Annotated in this window: 18 protein-coding genes; 3 read left to right on the top strand and 15 right to left on the bottom strand. The window is 59.0% G+C overall.

The genetic code is table 11. From position 1 onward, the window contains the following. Positions 1–73: 73 nt before the first annotated feature. Entirely contained in the window at positions 74–451 is a 378-nt protein-coding gene (rplL, locus tag ACR0DA_RS13335) for a 50S ribosomal protein L7/L12 (protein WP_093964343.1), read from the bottom strand. A 79-nt stretch (positions 452–530) separates the two neighbouring features. After that, positions 531–1,049 carry a 50S ribosomal protein L10 gene (gene rplJ, locus ACR0DA_RS13330; protein WP_093964423.1) on the bottom strand — a complete coding sequence of 173 codons (519 nt, stop codon included), beginning with the start codon at positions 1,047–1,049 and terminating at the stop codon, positions 531–533. 332 nt (positions 1,050–1,381) lie between these two features. On the opposite strand from rplJ, the gene ACR0DA_RS13325 reads away from it, so the two are divergent. After that, entirely contained in the window at positions 1,382–2,653 is a 1,272-nt protein-coding gene (locus ACR0DA_RS13325) for a DUF2254 domain-containing protein (RefSeq protein ID WP_480754387.1), read from the top strand. A 65-nt stretch (positions 2,654–2,718) separates the two neighbouring features. Here the strand turns inward: ACR0DA_RS13325 and rplA are convergent, their stop codons facing one another. Both rplA and rplK read right to left on the bottom strand, forming a co-directional pair. Then, positions 2,719–3,417: a 50S ribosomal protein L1 gene (gene rplA, locus ACR0DA_RS13320; protein WP_093964341.1), complete on the bottom strand. Its 699-nt coding sequence runs from the start codon at positions 3,415–3,417 to the stop codon at positions 2,719–2,721. A gap of 1 nt (position 3,418) precedes the next feature. After that, entirely contained in the window at positions 3,419–3,868 is a 450-nt protein-coding gene (gene rplK / locus ACR0DA_RS13315) for a 50S ribosomal protein L11 (RefSeq protein ID WP_093964340.1), read from the bottom strand. Between the two features lie 459 nt (positions 3,869–4,327). On the opposite strand from rplK, the gene ACR0DA_RS13310 reads away from it, so the two are divergent. Then, positions 4,328–5,857: a hypothetical protein gene (locus ACR0DA_RS13310; protein ID WP_480754386.1), complete on the top strand. Its 1,530-nt coding sequence runs from the start codon at positions 4,328–4,330 to the stop codon at positions 5,855–5,857. Between the two features lie 59 nt (positions 5,858–5,916). On the opposite strand, the gene ACR0DA_RS13305 is transcribed toward ACR0DA_RS13310, so the two are convergent. From ACR0DA_RS13305 to ACR0DA_RS13270, 8 genes are all read right to left on the bottom strand, one after another. After that, entirely contained in the window at positions 5,917–6,744 is an 828-nt protein-coding gene (locus ACR0DA_RS13305; protein WP_480754384.1) for a DUF2189 domain-containing protein, read from the bottom strand. A 221-nt stretch (positions 6,745–6,965) separates the two neighbouring features. Next, entirely contained in the window at positions 6,966–7,499 is a 534-nt protein-coding gene (nusG, locus tag ACR0DA_RS13300; RefSeq protein WP_093964422.1) for a transcription termination/antitermination protein NusG, read from the bottom strand. A gap of 247 nt (positions 7,500–7,746) precedes the next feature. Beyond that, a complete protein-coding gene (secE, locus tag ACR0DA_RS13295) occupies positions 7,747–7,944 on the bottom strand; it encodes a preprotein translocase subunit SecE (protein WP_093964338.1) in 198 nt (65 codons plus the stop codon). Between the two features lie 89 nt (positions 7,945–8,033). Continuing rightward, positions 8,034–8,192, bottom strand: coding sequence for a cbb3-type cytochrome oxidase assembly protein CcoS (gene ccoS, locus ACR0DA_RS13290; protein ID WP_093964337.1), 159 nt, complete (start codon positions 8,190–8,192; stop codon positions 8,034–8,036). A gap of 5 nt (positions 8,193–8,197) precedes the next feature. Next, a complete protein-coding gene (locus ACR0DA_RS13285) occupies positions 8,198–10,375 on the bottom strand; it encodes a heavy metal translocating P-type ATPase (protein WP_480754382.1) in 2,178 nt (725 codons plus the stop codon). Between the two features lie 4 nt (positions 10,376–10,379). Beyond that, the gene (locus ACR0DA_RS13280) at positions 10,380–10,838 is read right to left on the bottom strand and encodes a FixH family protein (RefSeq protein WP_170364356.1); all 459 of its coding nucleotides are present in this window, start codon (positions 10,836–10,838) and stop codon (positions 10,380–10,382) included. Positions 10,839–10,841: 3 nt separating this feature from the next. Then, positions 10,842–12,269, bottom strand: a complete 1,428-nt coding sequence (gene ccoG / locus ACR0DA_RS13275; RefSeq protein WP_170342405.1) for a cytochrome c oxidase accessory protein CcoG — start codon at positions 12,267–12,269, stop codon at positions 10,842–10,844. A gap of 101 nt (positions 12,270–12,370) precedes the next feature. Then, positions 12,371–13,246: a LysR family transcriptional regulator gene (locus ACR0DA_RS13270; protein WP_170342403.1), complete on the bottom strand. Its 876-nt coding sequence runs from the start codon at positions 13,244–13,246 to the stop codon at positions 12,371–12,373. A 99-nt stretch (positions 13,247–13,345) separates the two neighbouring features. Here ACR0DA_RS13270 and ACR0DA_RS13265 point away from each other — a divergent pair, with 99 nt between their 5' ends. Then, positions 13,346–13,507, top strand: a complete 162-nt coding sequence (locus ACR0DA_RS13265; protein ID WP_170364352.1) for a hypothetical protein — start codon at positions 13,346–13,348, stop codon at positions 13,505–13,507. Positions 13,508–13,657: 150 nt separating this feature from the next. Here ACR0DA_RS13265 and ccoP read toward each other — a convergent pair whose 3' ends face one another. The 3 genes from ccoP to ccoO are packed head-to-tail and all read right to left on the bottom strand — an operon-like array spanning position 13,658 to position 15,443. Further along, positions 13,658–14,521 carry a cytochrome-c oxidase, cbb3-type subunit III gene (gene ccoP, locus ACR0DA_RS13260; RefSeq protein WP_170447783.1) on the bottom strand — a complete coding sequence of 288 codons (864 nt, stop codon included), beginning with the start codon at positions 14,519–14,521 and terminating at the stop codon, positions 13,658–13,660. Further along, on the bottom strand, positions 14,518–14,703 hold the full coding sequence (locus ACR0DA_RS13255) for a cbb3-type cytochrome c oxidase subunit 3 (protein WP_093964331.1): 186 nt from the start codon (positions 14,701–14,703) through the stop codon (positions 14,518–14,520). Before ACR0DA_RS13255 ends, ccoP begins: the two co-directional genes overlap by 4 nt. Before the next feature lie 11 nt (positions 14,704–14,714). Next, positions 14,715–15,443 carry a cytochrome-c oxidase, cbb3-type subunit II gene (gene ccoO, locus ACR0DA_RS13250; RefSeq protein ID WP_093964330.1) on the bottom strand — a complete coding sequence of 243 codons (729 nt, stop codon included), beginning with the start codon at positions 15,441–15,443 and terminating at the stop codon, positions 14,715–14,717. Positions 15,444–15,449 lie beyond the last annotated feature (6 nt).

The following is a 15,449-nucleotide window of genomic DNA, read 5'->3' as shown; positions in this document are numbered from 1 at the left end:
GTTCGGCTGGACCCGGATTTCTCCGGGCCCAGCCAAATTCCACGGCGCATCCGCGATGCACCGAAAGACAGGCTTAGGCCAGCTCGACCTCGGCGCCAGCTGCTTCCAGCTTGCCCTTGATCTCTTCGGCTTCTGCCTTGTCCACGCCTTCTTTGATCTTGCCGCCGGCTTCGACCAGTTCCTTGGCTTCTTTCAGGCCCAGGCCGGTGATGCCGCGAACTTCTTTGATGACGTTGATTTTCGAAGCGCCGGCGTTCTTCAGAACGACGTCGAATTCGGTTTTCTCTTCCTCAGCTGCACCGCCGGCATCGCCAGCTGCGCCTGCGACCATGACGGCGCCGCCAGCTGCGGGCTCGATGCCGTACTCGTCCTTGAGGATGGTTTTCAGTTCTTGTGCTTCCAGCAGGGTCAGACCAACGATCTCTTCTGCCAGTTTCTTCAGATCAGCCATTGTATCAGCTCTTTCCGTTTACAGTGTGTGTTCCAACGTCAGGGCATGTGCCCCACGCAGATCATTCAGTGCCAACCGCTTACGCAGCTTCCGCCTTCTCTTCGATGGTGGAAAGGATGCTTGCGATGTTGCTTGCAGGTGCGCCAATTGCACCGGCGATGTTCGAAGCAGGCGCGCCGATGCAGCCCACGATCGAAGCAATAAGCTCTTCACGCGACGGCATTTTCGACACGGCTGTGACACCAGCCCGGTCCAGAGCGTTCTCGCCCATTGCACCGCCAAGGATCTCGAACTTCTGGTTCTCCTTGGCGAAGTCCTCGGCCACCTTGGCTGCTGCCACGGGGTCCTCGGAATAGGTCAGAACAGTCATACCCGTCAGCAGGTCAGCAATGCTCGCACATGGCTTACCGTCGAGGGCGATTTTGGCGAGCCTGTTCTTGGCAACACGCACGGAGCCGCCCGCGTCACGAGCACGTGCGCGAAGGTCCTGCATCTCGGCAACTGTCAGACCGGCGTAGTGAGCAACCACTACGACGCCAGAGCTTTCGAAGATTTGGCCGAGTTCCTCGACCACTTTCTCTTTCTGGGCTCTATCCACAGTTCTCTCCAAGTTAGGGGCGATGTTTCACCCCGGCTCATATTTGCCGAGGGCTGCGCCCCGGCGTTCAGGTCCGTTGTTACGGGATTGGCCAAAATGCGCCCGAGGGTCAGGACCCTCGAAATTCTTTGGTCTTACCCGTCTCAGGCAGGGAATTAAGGGGCCGGAAGGACCCACCCACCGTCTTGGACGAAACGAAATAAAGCGCACGACGAATCGCACGCTTTATTCCGCAGCCCTCTTTAGGGCAGATGGCCGGGGTTTCCAAGGGGTAAATTGGCCCGAACCCCAAGCCGGTAGACAATGACCGCAAACCCGAACAGGATCAACGAATGATCAAGTTGAAATCCATTTCCAAGCCGCAATTCCTGTTTCGTCAGATTTCTCGCCAATTATGGGTTCGAACCAGCCTGATTGCTGCTCTCGCCGTAGTCAGCGCGGGGATTGGCACCTACCTCGGCGGCTTCGTCCCCGACTTTCTCGCACAACGGCTGAGCACGGAGGCCGTGGCAAAGATCCTCGGCATTCTGGCGTCGTCCATGCTGGCGGTCACGACCTTTTCTCTGTCTATTATGGTCGCGGCACAGCGATGGGCCTCGAACCAGTCCTCCCCGCGCGCCCAGCAGGTGATCGAAGAGGACAGTGTCTCGCAAAACGTGCTGGCCACGTTTCTCGGCGCATTCATCTTCGCGCTCGTATCGCTGATCCTTGTCGAAACCGGGGTCTACACCCAGCAATCCATCGCCGTTGCGCTTGCGTTCACCTTGGTGGTGATCTTTTTGGTGACATTGGCGCTCTTGCTCTGGATCGACCAATTGCCCAGCTATGGCAGCATCTCCGAAACGGCGCGCAAGATAGAAAAGAACGCCAGGGACACCATGACCCGAGCCATGGAACTGCCGTGCCTCGGCGCCGTTCCGTATCAATCCGCCGCGGATGTTCCGCGAACCGGGCACGACGTGCGGGCCAGTTCTACAGGGAACGTGCGCCACGTGGATGTCGGTATGCTGAATTCCTGCGCCGAAGAGAACGACTGCGAAATCTGGATCATGGCGCTGCCGGGGCAATTCGTGACCGAAGGCCAACCCCTGGCCAGAGCGACCCGGAAAATGGATGGTGAAACCATCCGGGAAGCCTTCGTGATCGGGACCGAGCGCAGCTTCGATCAAGACCCCCGCTTTGGCATTCAAACCCTGTCCGAAATCGCACAGCGCGCGCTCTCGCCGGGTATCAACGACCCGACGACGGCAATTCAGATGGTCGAGAGGTTGCTGCGGGTTCTCCTGCCACTTGGCTCGCGGCCCACCCAACCCGCCGACCCGCAATTCCCGAGAATCCATGCCCCGGAAATCGCGATCGACACATTCCTTCGTGACGCTTTTGCGGCCATTTCCCGGGATGCCGGTGACAAGGTCGAAGTCCACGAGGCCATTCTCAGCGCGCTGACCCGACTGACGCAGACTAAAGACGGTGCAATGACAACCGCGGCCCGGGCGGCTGCGAACCAGGCATTGACCGTTGCTGAGCGCGACCTCAGGCTGGAGGCCGACAAGGCACGCGTGCGCGAAATACCCAATCAGGTCACAGTCGAACCTGCTATCTGAGAGCAAAAGAAAACCCCGAGCAGGATGACCGCCCGGGGTTCGAATTTCCGAAAGAATGTGTCGGCTTATTCGCCCGAAGCTTGCGCCACATCCACGGTCACGCCGGGGCCCATTGTCGAGCTCAGCGCGATTTTCTTCATGTAGGTGCCCTTGGCGCCCGACGGCTTCGCCTTGGCAACGGCCGAGATGAAGGCGCGGACGTTTTCCGCCAGCTTGGCTTCGTCGAACGACGCCTTGCCAACGCCTGCGTGTACGACACCACCTTTTTCCGCTTTGAACTGGACTTCACCACCCTTGGCTGCTTCCACGGCCGCTTTCACGTCCATGGTCACGGTGCCGACCTTGGGGTTCGGCATCAGGTTGCGGGGGCCCAGAACCTTACCCAGACGACCGACGATCGGCATCATGTCCGGGGTTGCGATGCAACGATCAAAGTCGATGTTGCCGGCCTGGATGCTTTCCATCAGGTCCTCGGCGCCGACGATGTCCGCACCGGCTTCTTTCGCCTCGTCAGCCTTGGGGCCGCGCGCGAAGACAGCAACGCGCATGTCCTTGCCGGTACCGTTCGGCAGACCGACGACGCCGCGCACCATCTGGTCCGCGTGACGGGTGTCGACGCCCAGGTTCATGGCGATTTCGATGGTTTCGTCAAACTTCGAGGTTGCGTTGGCCTTGACCAGTGCAACTGCCTCTTCGACCGACAGGTTTTCCTTGCCGGCGACGGCTTCGCGCGCTGCGCGGGTACGTTTACCGAGTTTTGCCATCTTACTTCACCTCGATGCCCATGGAACGGGCCGAGCCCAGGATGATCTTCATTGCGCCTTCGACGTCGTTGGCGTTCAGATCCTTCATTTTGGCTTCGGCGATCTCGCGCACCTGCTTGGTGGTCACGGTTGCCACGGTCTCACGGCCGGGGTTCTCCGCGCCACGGGGGCGGTTGCGCTTGCCGACCGGCTTCAGACCCGCCGCCTTCTTCAGGTAGTAAGACGCGGGCGGCGTCTTGATGTCCATGGTGAAGGACTTGTCCTGATAGTAGGTGATCACGGTCGGGCACGGAGCGCCGGGCTCCATGTCTGCGGTCTTGGCGTTGAACGCCTTGCAGAATTCCATGATGTTGATGCCGCGCTGACCCAGCGCCGGACCAACTGGCGGCGACGGGTTCGCCTGACCTGCAGGAACCTGCAGCTTCATCGTACCAGCAAGCTTCTTGGCCATTTGGTTTTCCTTTCAACGTGAATGGGACGCGTCCCATCCGGTTTTATGTTGCGTGGTCCGATCCGGAATCGCGATCCCTGCGATCTCCCACGAGAGAATCTCGCCCGAAGACGATAGGGGCGGTGTTTACAGGGGAACGAATGGGTTGGCAAGTAGCCCAGTTCACGCCTTGGAAGCGCGTTTAACAGGGGGCATTCTAGATTGAGCTTAACACGGGCCTTCGCCTTACACTGCAAAGGATTGGAACCCTCAACTCGTCTGGCAGCTGCGCCAGACTAAATTTCATCGACTTTTAAACTGATTACTCCTGCAAGTTTAACAATAACATACCAGCGGATTACTACACCAAAACCTTGTGGACGCGGCACAAAATTGCAGCTATGCGCATAATTGAGCAACCTAGTTTTTGGGTAATTTGCCCGTATCAACGCGTCATTTACAAATCGGAGAGAGGTTCTAATGCCTGTCGAAAAAAAAGCTCTTTTTCTGGGGTTTGTTTTATTTGGGTTGTTAATTGTTAAACACGACGCTTTTTTTCATGACGACGCCTACATCTCACTAAGGTACGCTCAAAACTTTTCCGAGACCGGCCTACTACAATGGAACCTCGGCGAAACAGTTGAGGGGTACACCAGTCTGCTGCATGTTCTGTTGGCTGGCTGGCTTATTGACGTTGGCATACCAGCGGTTTTGGCTGTTCAACTTTTGAATGCGATAGCAGCAGCTGCGGTAATTTTCATCACTTATCGTGCAACGAAAGAAATAACCAGCGATCCACAAGACAGGTTGGCGCGCTCGCTAACAACTTTAGCAGTCGCTTGCTCTTCGTCGATCGCAATATGGACCTTGGGTGGGCTGGAAGCGGTTTTCGTCGCGGCCCTTCTCATAGGCGGTGTTTGGGCGCTTCTTAGTTTTCTAAATAGAGAAGATCCTTGGGTGCTTGCCTGTTCTTGCACAGCATTTTCGCTCGCAGCCCTAACCAGACTAGATTCGTCAGTATTTATTTTTGGTGCAGCAATTGGCCTTTTACTCTCGTCCCAATTGCCTATTAGACAAAAATTCGTGGCAGCATCTTTAGTTGTGGGCGTTCCTGCGGCCGTGGCGTTTGCACAAGTCGGTTTACGCTTAAAGGTCTACGGTGAGGTTCTCCCACTAACTTACTTCGCCAAAGCAGATCTTCCCATTTTGTTAAAAATTCAAAGCGGCGCACCCTATGTTGCCCGGGCCGTAGTGGTCGTTCCGGTAGTTGGCTTGGCGATACTCGGTGTTGCGTTAGCAACTATTAAGAAAAGGATTGATGGTTCCACAGTCTTGTTGCTTGTTCCCATAATCCTGCAGTTATCTTATGTGGTATGGGCGGGCGGAGACCACATGCCATCAAATCGTATGATTGTACCGCTTATCGCACCCAGTGCATTACTGCTACTTAGTGTAAGCATACAACTTGGAACTCGATGGCTTTATTGGCTGCCCCGAACCGCTTATTTGCTGACGGTAGGCATAGCTGTCATGCAACCAAAAAAACACAAAGATCCTGCCGCGTTTTTTGGTGAGATTGTGGGTAGGCACATCGACGAGAAGTGGCCGCGCGACATCACTGTCGCATTAAACACAGCGGGCTCCACTCCTTTTTATGCCAACACTGGGCGAGTATTTATCGACATGCTTGGGCTGAACGACCCTGTAATCGCAAAACGAGAAAACATTCCGATACTGATTGACAACCAACTGAGACCGGGACATGCCAAAGGCGATGGTGAGTATGTGTTGACGCGAAAAGCGGATCGCATTGTGATTGGACCCTCGCAGGGCGCAAAGGCCGAAGATCCATGGTTTTTGTCTGACGTCGAACTAAACCAATCGATTGAATTTCACTCTTGTTATGAAGAGCGTACTGAAGAAATTACCTATTCTCGTGATCCACTAAGGCTAGGTCCGGAACAACCTGAGTTGCTAATATTTACCTATTACGAACGTACATGCCCCTAGGTTTGTCATGACTTCAATAAATCGAAAAAATAAGTGCGTTCTGGATTGATACGCCCTCGCTAAAGACCGGCAGACGCCTCCGGCTGCACGGCGCGCTGGTAGAGATGCCAAGTGGTATGCCCAAGGATCGGCAACGTAAAGACAAGCCCCAGAAACGCCGGCACCAGCGAAAACAGCATCGTGACCGAGATGATGGCCGCCCAGCCAAGCATGACCACAGGGCTTTCGGCGACAACGCGGAGCGATGTAAGCATGGCCGTTACGAAATCGGTGTCGCGATCCAGCAGCAAGGGCATGGCAACAACAGTCACCGAAAACAGAACGGCGGACAGAAACGCACCGACGCAGGTGCCAACAGCCAGGAAAGCCCAGCCTTGGGGGGTAAAGAACACGGTGTTCAGGAAACCGTCGAAATCCGAAAACGAGGCATTCTGCAGGATGATCGCCAACCAAAGCCGAACCTGGTAGATCCATACCCAGAAAACAAACAGCGTAACGAAGGCCATCCAGCCCATCTCCCGCTTACGCTGATTGGCCATGACCGTCAGTATTTCCGACCAGCCAAAATCCTCTCCGGCCTGAAGTCGACGCGACATCTCATAGAGGCCTGCAGCGGCGAAAGGGGCGACCAGCGGAAATCCCACGACGGCGGGAATGATCATCCAAATCTTGCCAAGCCAGACCAGGCTCCAGACCAGCAGAAACCCGAAAACGGCATAGAACAGTCCGAAAAATCCGCTCATTATGGGACGCGCCAGAAAGTCGGAAAACCCGGCCTTCAGCGAGTCGGTGATGTCGGCGGCGGTGACCGTGTTGACCACAGGGATCGTCCGCTGAGGCGGGGTCAGCTCGTCGGGTGGCGTGGGGCCTGCAGCCTTGGATGTCATGACAGAGTCCTCCCAAAGCATCACTGCGCGCAAATCCTCTGGCCCACGAGCCCGGCTGCGCAACGGTCATACCTGTACCAAGCACAAGTGTGCATCAGGCAAGGAGTTAGGGCAAGCGGCCAAGGCTGTGGCGAAACCTTACCGGCAACCACCAGAAACAGTTGCGCCGCCTGTTACGGCGGCGCGTTCGATTTCTGCACGATCAGTTCCTGCAGGAAAGATCAGCTCTGCTTGGTGACCTGCGTAAAGTCCAGCTCGACCGGAGTTTCGCGCCCGAAGATCGAGACGGTAACCTTCAGCTTCTGGTTCTCGTCGTCCACGCCCTCGACCATACCGTCGAAATCCTCGAACGGGCCGTCGTTGACTTTGACCTTCTCGCCAACCTCGAAGCTGATCATCAGCTTGGGTGCTTCTTCACCTTCCTGAACACGGTTGAGAATCTGGTTCACCTCGGCGTCGCGCATCGGCATCGGGCGGCCCTGCGGACCCAGGAAACCGGTGACCCGGTTGATCGAGTTGATCAGGTGATAGCCCTGATCCGACATTTCCATGTGCACCAGAACGTAGCCGGGCATGAAACGGCGTTCAGTCGTGACCTTCTTGCCCCGGCGCACCTCGATGACCTCTTCGGTGGGAACCAGAACCTCGTCGATCTCGTCCTCAAGGCCGTGCTCGGCCACCGACGTGCGGATCTGCTCTGCGATCTTCTTTTCGAAATTCGAAAGAACGCTGACCGAGTACCACCGTTTCGCCATGAACCTGTCGTCCTTGTTTGCCTTTGGCGCGCCGCGTCGGGCGGACGCACCTGAATTGAAATTTTTTCGCGGTCCGGCCGCGTGTTCCGGAATAAAAAGCGGCGCGCAGTCCGAATCGCCGCACGCCCATCCCGAAAGGTCCCGCGTCAACTACTCTGACATTGCCTGCTGTGCAAGGGGGCAGTGCCGGTCGGGCGCCCGAAACGGGCGCACCTCGGCGCGATCCGACGGGACCCGGCAGTCGGCTTTAGCTGAACATACCCAGGATCAGTTGCAGACCGCCGCGAATGCCCAGATCCACCAGAGCAAAGAACACGGCAGTCAGAGCCGCCATGATGAACACCATGACCGTGGTCAGCAGAACCTCGCGCCGCGTCGGCCAGACGACCTTTGCAACTTCGGCACGGACTTGCTGAATGAACTGGATCGGGTTTGTGGTGGCCATTAGGCTTGGTCTCTCTGCTAGCGGATGGGCCGGACATAGCCGGGCATTGCGGCAATTTCAAGGGCCGTCGACATCACGATTGCACCCGGTCAGGACTTGGGGCGATCATCCCACTCGTTGCTCAGAATCCGTCGGGCATCGCCTTCGGGGTCGTCATATTGGTTGCTGCGGACCGTGTAGATGAACGCCACCAGCCCAACACCGCCCAACAGCAGCGAAATCGGTATCAGATAGGCCAGAACTTCCATTCGGATCACCTCAGGCGCAGAGCGTTCAGGGATACGGTAATCGACGATGTGGACATCGCCAAGGCCGCGATCAAGGGCGTCGCAAGGCCGGCAACGGCCAAAGGCACCGCGATGACATTGTAGATCGTCGCAATCTGAAAATTCTCGCGGATGCGCTGCGTCGCCCGGACAGCAGTATGGCAGGCATCGGCGATCGGCGACAGGTCATTGCCTAGCAGAACGATGTCCGAAGCCACACGGGCCGCATCCAGTGCCGAAGCCGGAGAGATCGAGGCATGGGCCGCCGCCAGCGCGGCTGTGTCGTTCAACCCGTCACCGACCATCAAAACCCGGCGGCCTTGGTCTGCCAGCTTCTGAATGTGTCGCGCCTTGTCCTGCGGCAGCGCCCGCGCGATCCAAGTCTCGATCCCCAGCTTCTCGGCCAGAGCTTTCACGGCGTTGGTCGTGTCCCCGGACATGAGGATGACGTCCTTGCCCGCATCGCGCAAAGCCGCGACCGCATCGGAAGCGCCGGGGCGCAATGAGTCTGCAAAGCGGAATTCGACCGGGCGATCGTCCCCGACCGCCAACCAGGCCGCGGTGTGATCACCTTCCGTCGCGCCCACCCATTCGGCTCGGCCCAGCCGCACGAGTTGCCCCTGAAACTGGCCCTCGGTCCCGTGACCGGGAATTTCGGTGACGTTTTCAACCTCGGCCGGGGTATACCCCTCGGCCCGAGCGGCCCGGGTCAGGGCGACCGCCAGCGGATGCGCCGAAGCCTGTGCCAAGGCCAGAGCGATCTCAATCTCACGGCCTGTGTGTTCGCCACCGTTGACCAGTTGAGGCGCGCCTGATGTGAGCGTTCCGGTCTTGTCGAACACTACGGTGTCGACCTCGGCCAACCGCTCCAACGCGGTGGCGTCCTTGATCAGCATCCCCTTGCGGAACAGCCGCCCCGAGGCTGCGGTGGTGACCGCAGGAACCGCCAACCCCAACGCACAGGGGCAGGTGATGATCAGCACAGCGGCGGCGATGTTCAGAGCTGTGCGCAGATCGCCAGAATAGATGTACCAGCCAACGAAACTGAGTGCGGACAGGATATGAACCCCGGGGGCATACAGCTTGGCCGCCTTGTCCGCCAAGGACGTATAGCGCGACCGCCCGGATTCCGCGATGGCCACAAGATCTGCCATGCGGTGCAGCGAAGTCTCTTCGCCCACCGCCGTTGCCTTAATGGTCAGCGGCCCGGTCAGGTTGACCTCACCCGCGCTGACCTGTGTTCCCGGCTGGGCAAATACCGGCAGGGTTTCACCGGTCAGCAACGACCGGTCCAACTCGGATTCACCGGTCACGATCTTGCCGTCCACCGGCATCCGCCCCCCTGGTCGCACCAGGATCAGGTCACCGACGGCCAGTTCGGCAACAGCGACCTCGCGCTCGGCCCCGTCAACAAGACGGATGGCGCGCGGCACCTCGAGGGCTGTCAGCTCCTCGGCGGCGGAGCGGGCCGCGGCACGGGTGCGGTAATCCAGATAGCGCCCCGCCAGCAGAAAGAACGTCAGCGTCAAAGCCGCATCGAAATAGGCGTGCTCACCGCTCAGCGCCGTTTCCCAAAGCGAAGTGACCAAGGCCAGCAGGATTGCCAGAACGATCGGCACGTCCATGTTCAGGCGGCGAACACGCAGCGCGCTCCACGCGTTGGCAAAAAACGGTTGGGCCGAGAACGCAATGGCCGGGAGGGCGATGGCCGCCGATATCCAGTGAAACATGTCGCGCGTCGCGTCAGTGGCGCCGGACCAGACGGACACTGACAGCAGCATCACGTTCATCGATGCAAAGCCAGCGACCGCGAGCCGCATCAAAAGGTCTCGTCCGGCCTTGTCCGATTGCGTGGCTGACAGGGCACCCGGATCCAGCTCATGCGCCTCGTACCCGGCCCGATCGAGAACCGGGATCAGATCCGTTGCCCGAACCTCGGGGCCCGCCTTGATCAGAGCGCGCTTGAGCGTCAGGTTGACCCGCGCTTCCTGTACGCCGGGGTGCGCGTTCAACGCACGTTCGACATTGGCAATGCAGGCCGAGCAATGAATGCCCGGCAGTGATAGCGCGATCTGAACGTCGACCGGTACCGGCCTGGCCGGTTCCGCCGGAGCCGCGATGCAGCCCGGACAGGCTGCGGTCCCGGATGTCACCTGCGACGACATCAGCCTAACCCTTGATGTACAACGGAATGCGCCGACTGAATTCCGCGCCGTCCGCATCGCGCGCGACGATACGGACATTCCAGTTGCCTTTTCCAAGTGTCGCCGGCGTGGAATACGCTACACCGTCAAAGGTGAAGTCCGGCGAAAAATCCTCGCGCATATGAGTCGCGCGGCCGACCACGGCCTGCAGTTCGGCCACCCGCACAGGCACGCCTTGCGCATCCGTGATGCGAAGGATCAGCAGGCCGCCCTTGGTTTCCACGTCTGCATCCCAGCCCAGAGACTGCTGCTCCTGCAGCTTTTCATTGAACTCCTGACTGGCAACGTATGAGTTCTTGACCTCGAGCCCGGGGAAAGTCGCGACTGCTTTGTAGGCCAGCACCAGATTGACGGCGATGATGACCCCGAAGGCCCCGACAAAAACCGCAAGAGCGTGCTTTCCGGTGAATTTGCGCTCGGCCATTATTCAGTTCCCCCGCCCGTTGAACGTGGTGTCCTTGTAGGCGCGCTCGCCGCTTTGCAGGTCTTCGACCCAGATCCGGACCGGTGTCGTTTCCGCCGATGCGGGCGCTGTATCTTTCGCGGCGACGATGTAGACCCGGGTCAACTGCGCCGTGTCCGCAGTTACGTTTACCGTATCCAAGTCCGTTCCTTCAATCTGAACCTGCAGGCTTGGGTCACCGACCAGAGACAGTTTGAACAGCCGGTCTTCGCCATGTTTGTTCCGCAACCGCACGTCGTAGGTGTTGCGGATCGAACCGTCGGACATGGTCACGAATGTCGGATTGCGCACCGGCGCAACCGTCAGATCGATATCCGACCGGATGAACAACGCAAACAGCAGGCCAAAACCCACCAGCGACCAAAGCGCGGTATACATGATCGTCCGAGGCCGCAAGATGTGCTTCCACACGTTCTTGGGAGGCTGGCCCGCGCGTTCACGCGTTTCGTCGCTGAGCGCCATATAGTCGATCAGACCGCGCGGCTTGCCGATCTTGGCCATCATGTCGTCGCAGGCATCGATGCACAGCGCGCAGGTTATGCACTCCAGCTGTTGGCCATCACGGATGTCGATCCCGACCGGGCAGACATTGACGCAGGCCATGCAATCGATGCAGTCGCCCAGTTCAGAGTCGGCCGTCCGTTTGCCCTTGCCGCGCGGCTCGCCCCGCCACTCTCGGTAGCCAACCACCAGAGTGTCCTCGTCCATCATCGCCGCCTGAATTCGCGGCCACGGACAGGCATAGATGCAGATCTGCTCGCGCGCGAACCCGCCGAAGAAAAAGGTCGTGCCGGTCAGAACCAGCATGGTGGTATAGGCGATCGGATGCGCGTTGCCGGTCACAAGGTCCCGCGCCAGGGTCGGCGCATCCGCGAAATAGAACACCCAGGCCCCGCCGGTCGCCAGACCGATCAGGAACCAGACCACCCATTTGGTCAATCGCAGGCGGGCCTTGCGGAAATCCAGCTTCTTCTGACGATGAAGGCGCAGGCGGGCGTTTCGATCGCCTTCGATCCAGCGCTCGACCAGAATGAAAAGGTCGGTCCAAACCGTCTGTGGGCAGGCATAGCCGCACCACACCCGCCCCAAGGCCGACGTAAACAGGAACAGGCCCAAGCCGGCCATGATCAGCAGACCGGCCACAAAGTAGAATTCGTGTGGCCAGATCTCGATCCAGAAGAAGTAAAAGCGGCGGTTCGCAAGATCCAGCAGCACCGCCTGATCCGGAAGGCTGGGGCCCCTATCCCATCGGATCCACGGCGTCACATAGTAGATGCCAAGCGTGACGGCCATTATGATCCATTTGAGGTTCCGAAACTTGCCGGAAACGCGCCGTGGAAAGATCGGTTCCCTTGCGGCGTAAAGGCTGGGGGCTGGGGTGTGATCGCTCACGGCATGGCTCCGGATCTTGCTGTTGGTCGGGCGACTTGTTCCAGATCATACACCGGACAACTTTGACATGGGTCAAAAGCGCATCGCACAGACACCTTTTGTCACACCTGGTTCGCTTGGCGTTTCAACCACCCGACGAATGTCTTCACCGCCTTTCTTTGCGGCGTTTGCGCCGTCACAATGTGGTAGCCTCGGGCGTCCGGTGCGACATGAAGTTCAACTAGTCTTCCGGCCACGATATCACGTTCGACGAAATGTCGCACCGTCACCGTGACCCCCTGCCCCGCGCGCACGCCCTCAAGGACCAGATTGCCCGGCAAACTGGTCCGTCCGGCGCCGGGGTCCATAGCCGCCCCATGTTGTGCCAGCCATGTGCTGGCTTCGGTCGTGCCCACCTCTTCCAGCCACGGCAAACGGGCCAGATCAGCCGGCGACCACTCGGACCTGGACCCTAAGAGACTGGGCGCGGCAACGATGACCATCGGGGTTTTCAACAACATCTCGGATCGGACGCCCGGCCAACCGCCTGCCCCGTATCGAATCGCGACATCCACCCCGCCGGGGCGCAGATCGACCAGTTCCGGTGACGGATCCAAGGTCAGATCGATCCCAGGGTGATCCGACCGGAAAATCGGCAACCGCGGCATCAGCCATGAAGCAGCAAATGAGGAGGTCAGCGAAACGTGCACCGGCCGATCCTCGCCCGCGTTCACCAGGTCCGAGACCGCCGCATGGATGGCGCCAAACCCCAGCTGAACGCTGCGCGCCAGGTGTTCGCCATCCGACGTCAGGACCAGCGTCTTGCCCGACCGGTCCAACAGGGTCACGCCCATATGCGCCTCAAGCGCCCGCAACTGCTGGCTTATGGCGGCATGACTTACATTCAACGCATCGCCGGCCTTGACGATATTTCTGTGCTCGGCAAATGCAGCGAAAGCCCGTAGCGCCGATAGTGGCGGAAGGTTCAGCCAGTCCATATGTAACCTCTGCTTACATCTGAACACGGTAATTGAGTCGCAAATATCCGGTCAAGAGCCGATGCTGGAACCCGAGTTCATCGCATCAGGAGAAAGACCATGCTGAACATCTACGCTGCTTCCTTCATGACCGCCACGCGGTTGAACGCCCCCAAGCTACGCGACGCGCCCAAACCGAATGCGCCAAAAAGGAAAAGATGGCTGCCCGCCGGACACTGGTGGGTCAGCAAGAGCCGCGAGTTGGATCCGCGCAACCTTTAGGATCAGTTTGTGTGCCCGCGCTGGACCGGGGCCATTGTCAGCACTATTTTCGGAAAATGCGGTGCCGGCTGTTCAGGAAACGCGCGAACAGATGGAACAGCCGGCACCTAGGCCTTCGGGCGGCACGCCGCCCGAAGGTGTTCCTGGATCTTATTGACCGCCACCCAACTGGTGGACATAGGCCGACACGGCGCGGATCTGCGCCTCGGTCAAACGCGTATCCCAGGGGGGCATGACGCCAAAGCGGCTGTAGGTCACCGTTTCGGTCAGCGTTTTCTCATCGCCGCCATACAACCAGATCGCATCCGTCAGGTTCGGTGCGCCCTGCGCGATATCGCCCTTGCCGTCTTCGCCGTGACAGGCCGCGCAATTGTCGTCGTAGACAACCTTGCCCGCCTGCGCCGCAGCATCGTCGGTTTGGGCGTTGGTCAGCGACATCACATATTGCACGACCTGGGTGATTTCCTCGGGCTCGAGGATCTCGCCGAATGCCGGCATTTCGGAGTAGCGCGCGTCGTCGCTTTCTTCGTTGCGAATGCCGTAGCTGACCGTGGTGACGATGTCATCCAAGGTGCCGCCCCACAGCCAGGCGTCGTCCAGAAGGTTCGGGAAACCCTTTGCGCCCTGCGCGCCCGATCCGTGGCACTGAGCGCACCAGGTGCGGAACACTGCACCACCGGCGTTGACCGCATATTGCTGCAGCTCGGCATCCTTGGCGATATCATCCAGCGGTGTCTCGACCAGCTTGGCGTTCCACGGAGCGTTGGCCTCTTCAAACGAAACCATCTCCTTCTGAACCAGCTCGCGCGAGGACCAGCCAAGCACACCGGCGGTTGCAGATTGCACCAGCGGCCACGCCGGATACATGATCGTGTAGATCACACCCCAGAAGATGGTCGCGTAGAAGGTCCACAACCACCAACGCGGCATCGGATTGTCGAATTCCTCGATGCCATCCCAGCTGTGACCGGTCGTCTTGGGATCACCCGGCTGTTTTTCAGGTGTCTTGCTCATTTCCGCGCCTCCTCGGATGTGGCGGGTTTGTCTTGATGCCGGAACGGGATGTTTGCGGTGTCCTTGTATTCCTTGCTGGCACCGGGGCGGAACACCCAGATGACGATGCCGACAAAGAAGGCGAACAACAGAAGCAGCATCCAGCTATCCGCGAATTGCCTCAGGATCGTGTATTCTTCCATCACACCCTCCTTTAGCGGCTTGCATCCGGGGTGAAGGTCGAGAAGTCGACCAGCGTTCCCAGCATCTGCAGATATGCAACCAACGCATCGGCTTCGGTCAGTTCCGGCTGACCATCGAAGTTGCGCACGTTGACGTTTTCGCCATAACGCTCCAGCAGCCCGTCATAGTCGCTGTCCGGATCGGCCTGCGCCCGGAAATCGGCAACTGCGTTTTCCAGCATCTCGTCTGTGTAAGGCGTGCCCAAAACCGCATTGGTGGCCATGATGTCACCGATATACCGGCCGTCGATCTTGCGGTTTTCCAGAAAGCCGTATTTCGGCATCACGGACTCCGGCACCACCGATTGCGGATCACGCAGATGGTCCACGTGCCATTGATCCGAGTAGCGGCCACCCACACGGGCCAGATCAGGCCCGGTGCGTTTGGACCCCCACTGGAACGGGTGGTCGTACATCGACTCGGCCGCCAGCGAGTAGTGGCCATAGCGCTCGACCTCGTCCCGCATCGGGCGGATCATCTGACTGTGGCAGACATAGCAGCCTTCGCGGATGTAGATCTCACGCCCCGCCATCTCGAGAGGGGTGTAAGGGCGCATGCCCTCCACCTTCTCGATTGTGTTCTCAAGGTAGAACAGCGGGGTGATCTGAACGATGCCACCGATGGTCACGACCAGGAAGCTGAAGATCAGCAGGAGGGTCGCGTTGGTCTCGAGGATCTTGTGTTTGTCGAGAATTGCCATTGCTCC

Source organism: Ruegeria sp. CI8 (assembly GCF_056536865.1).
This window is presented reverse-complemented; position numbering and strand designations above follow the sequence as displayed.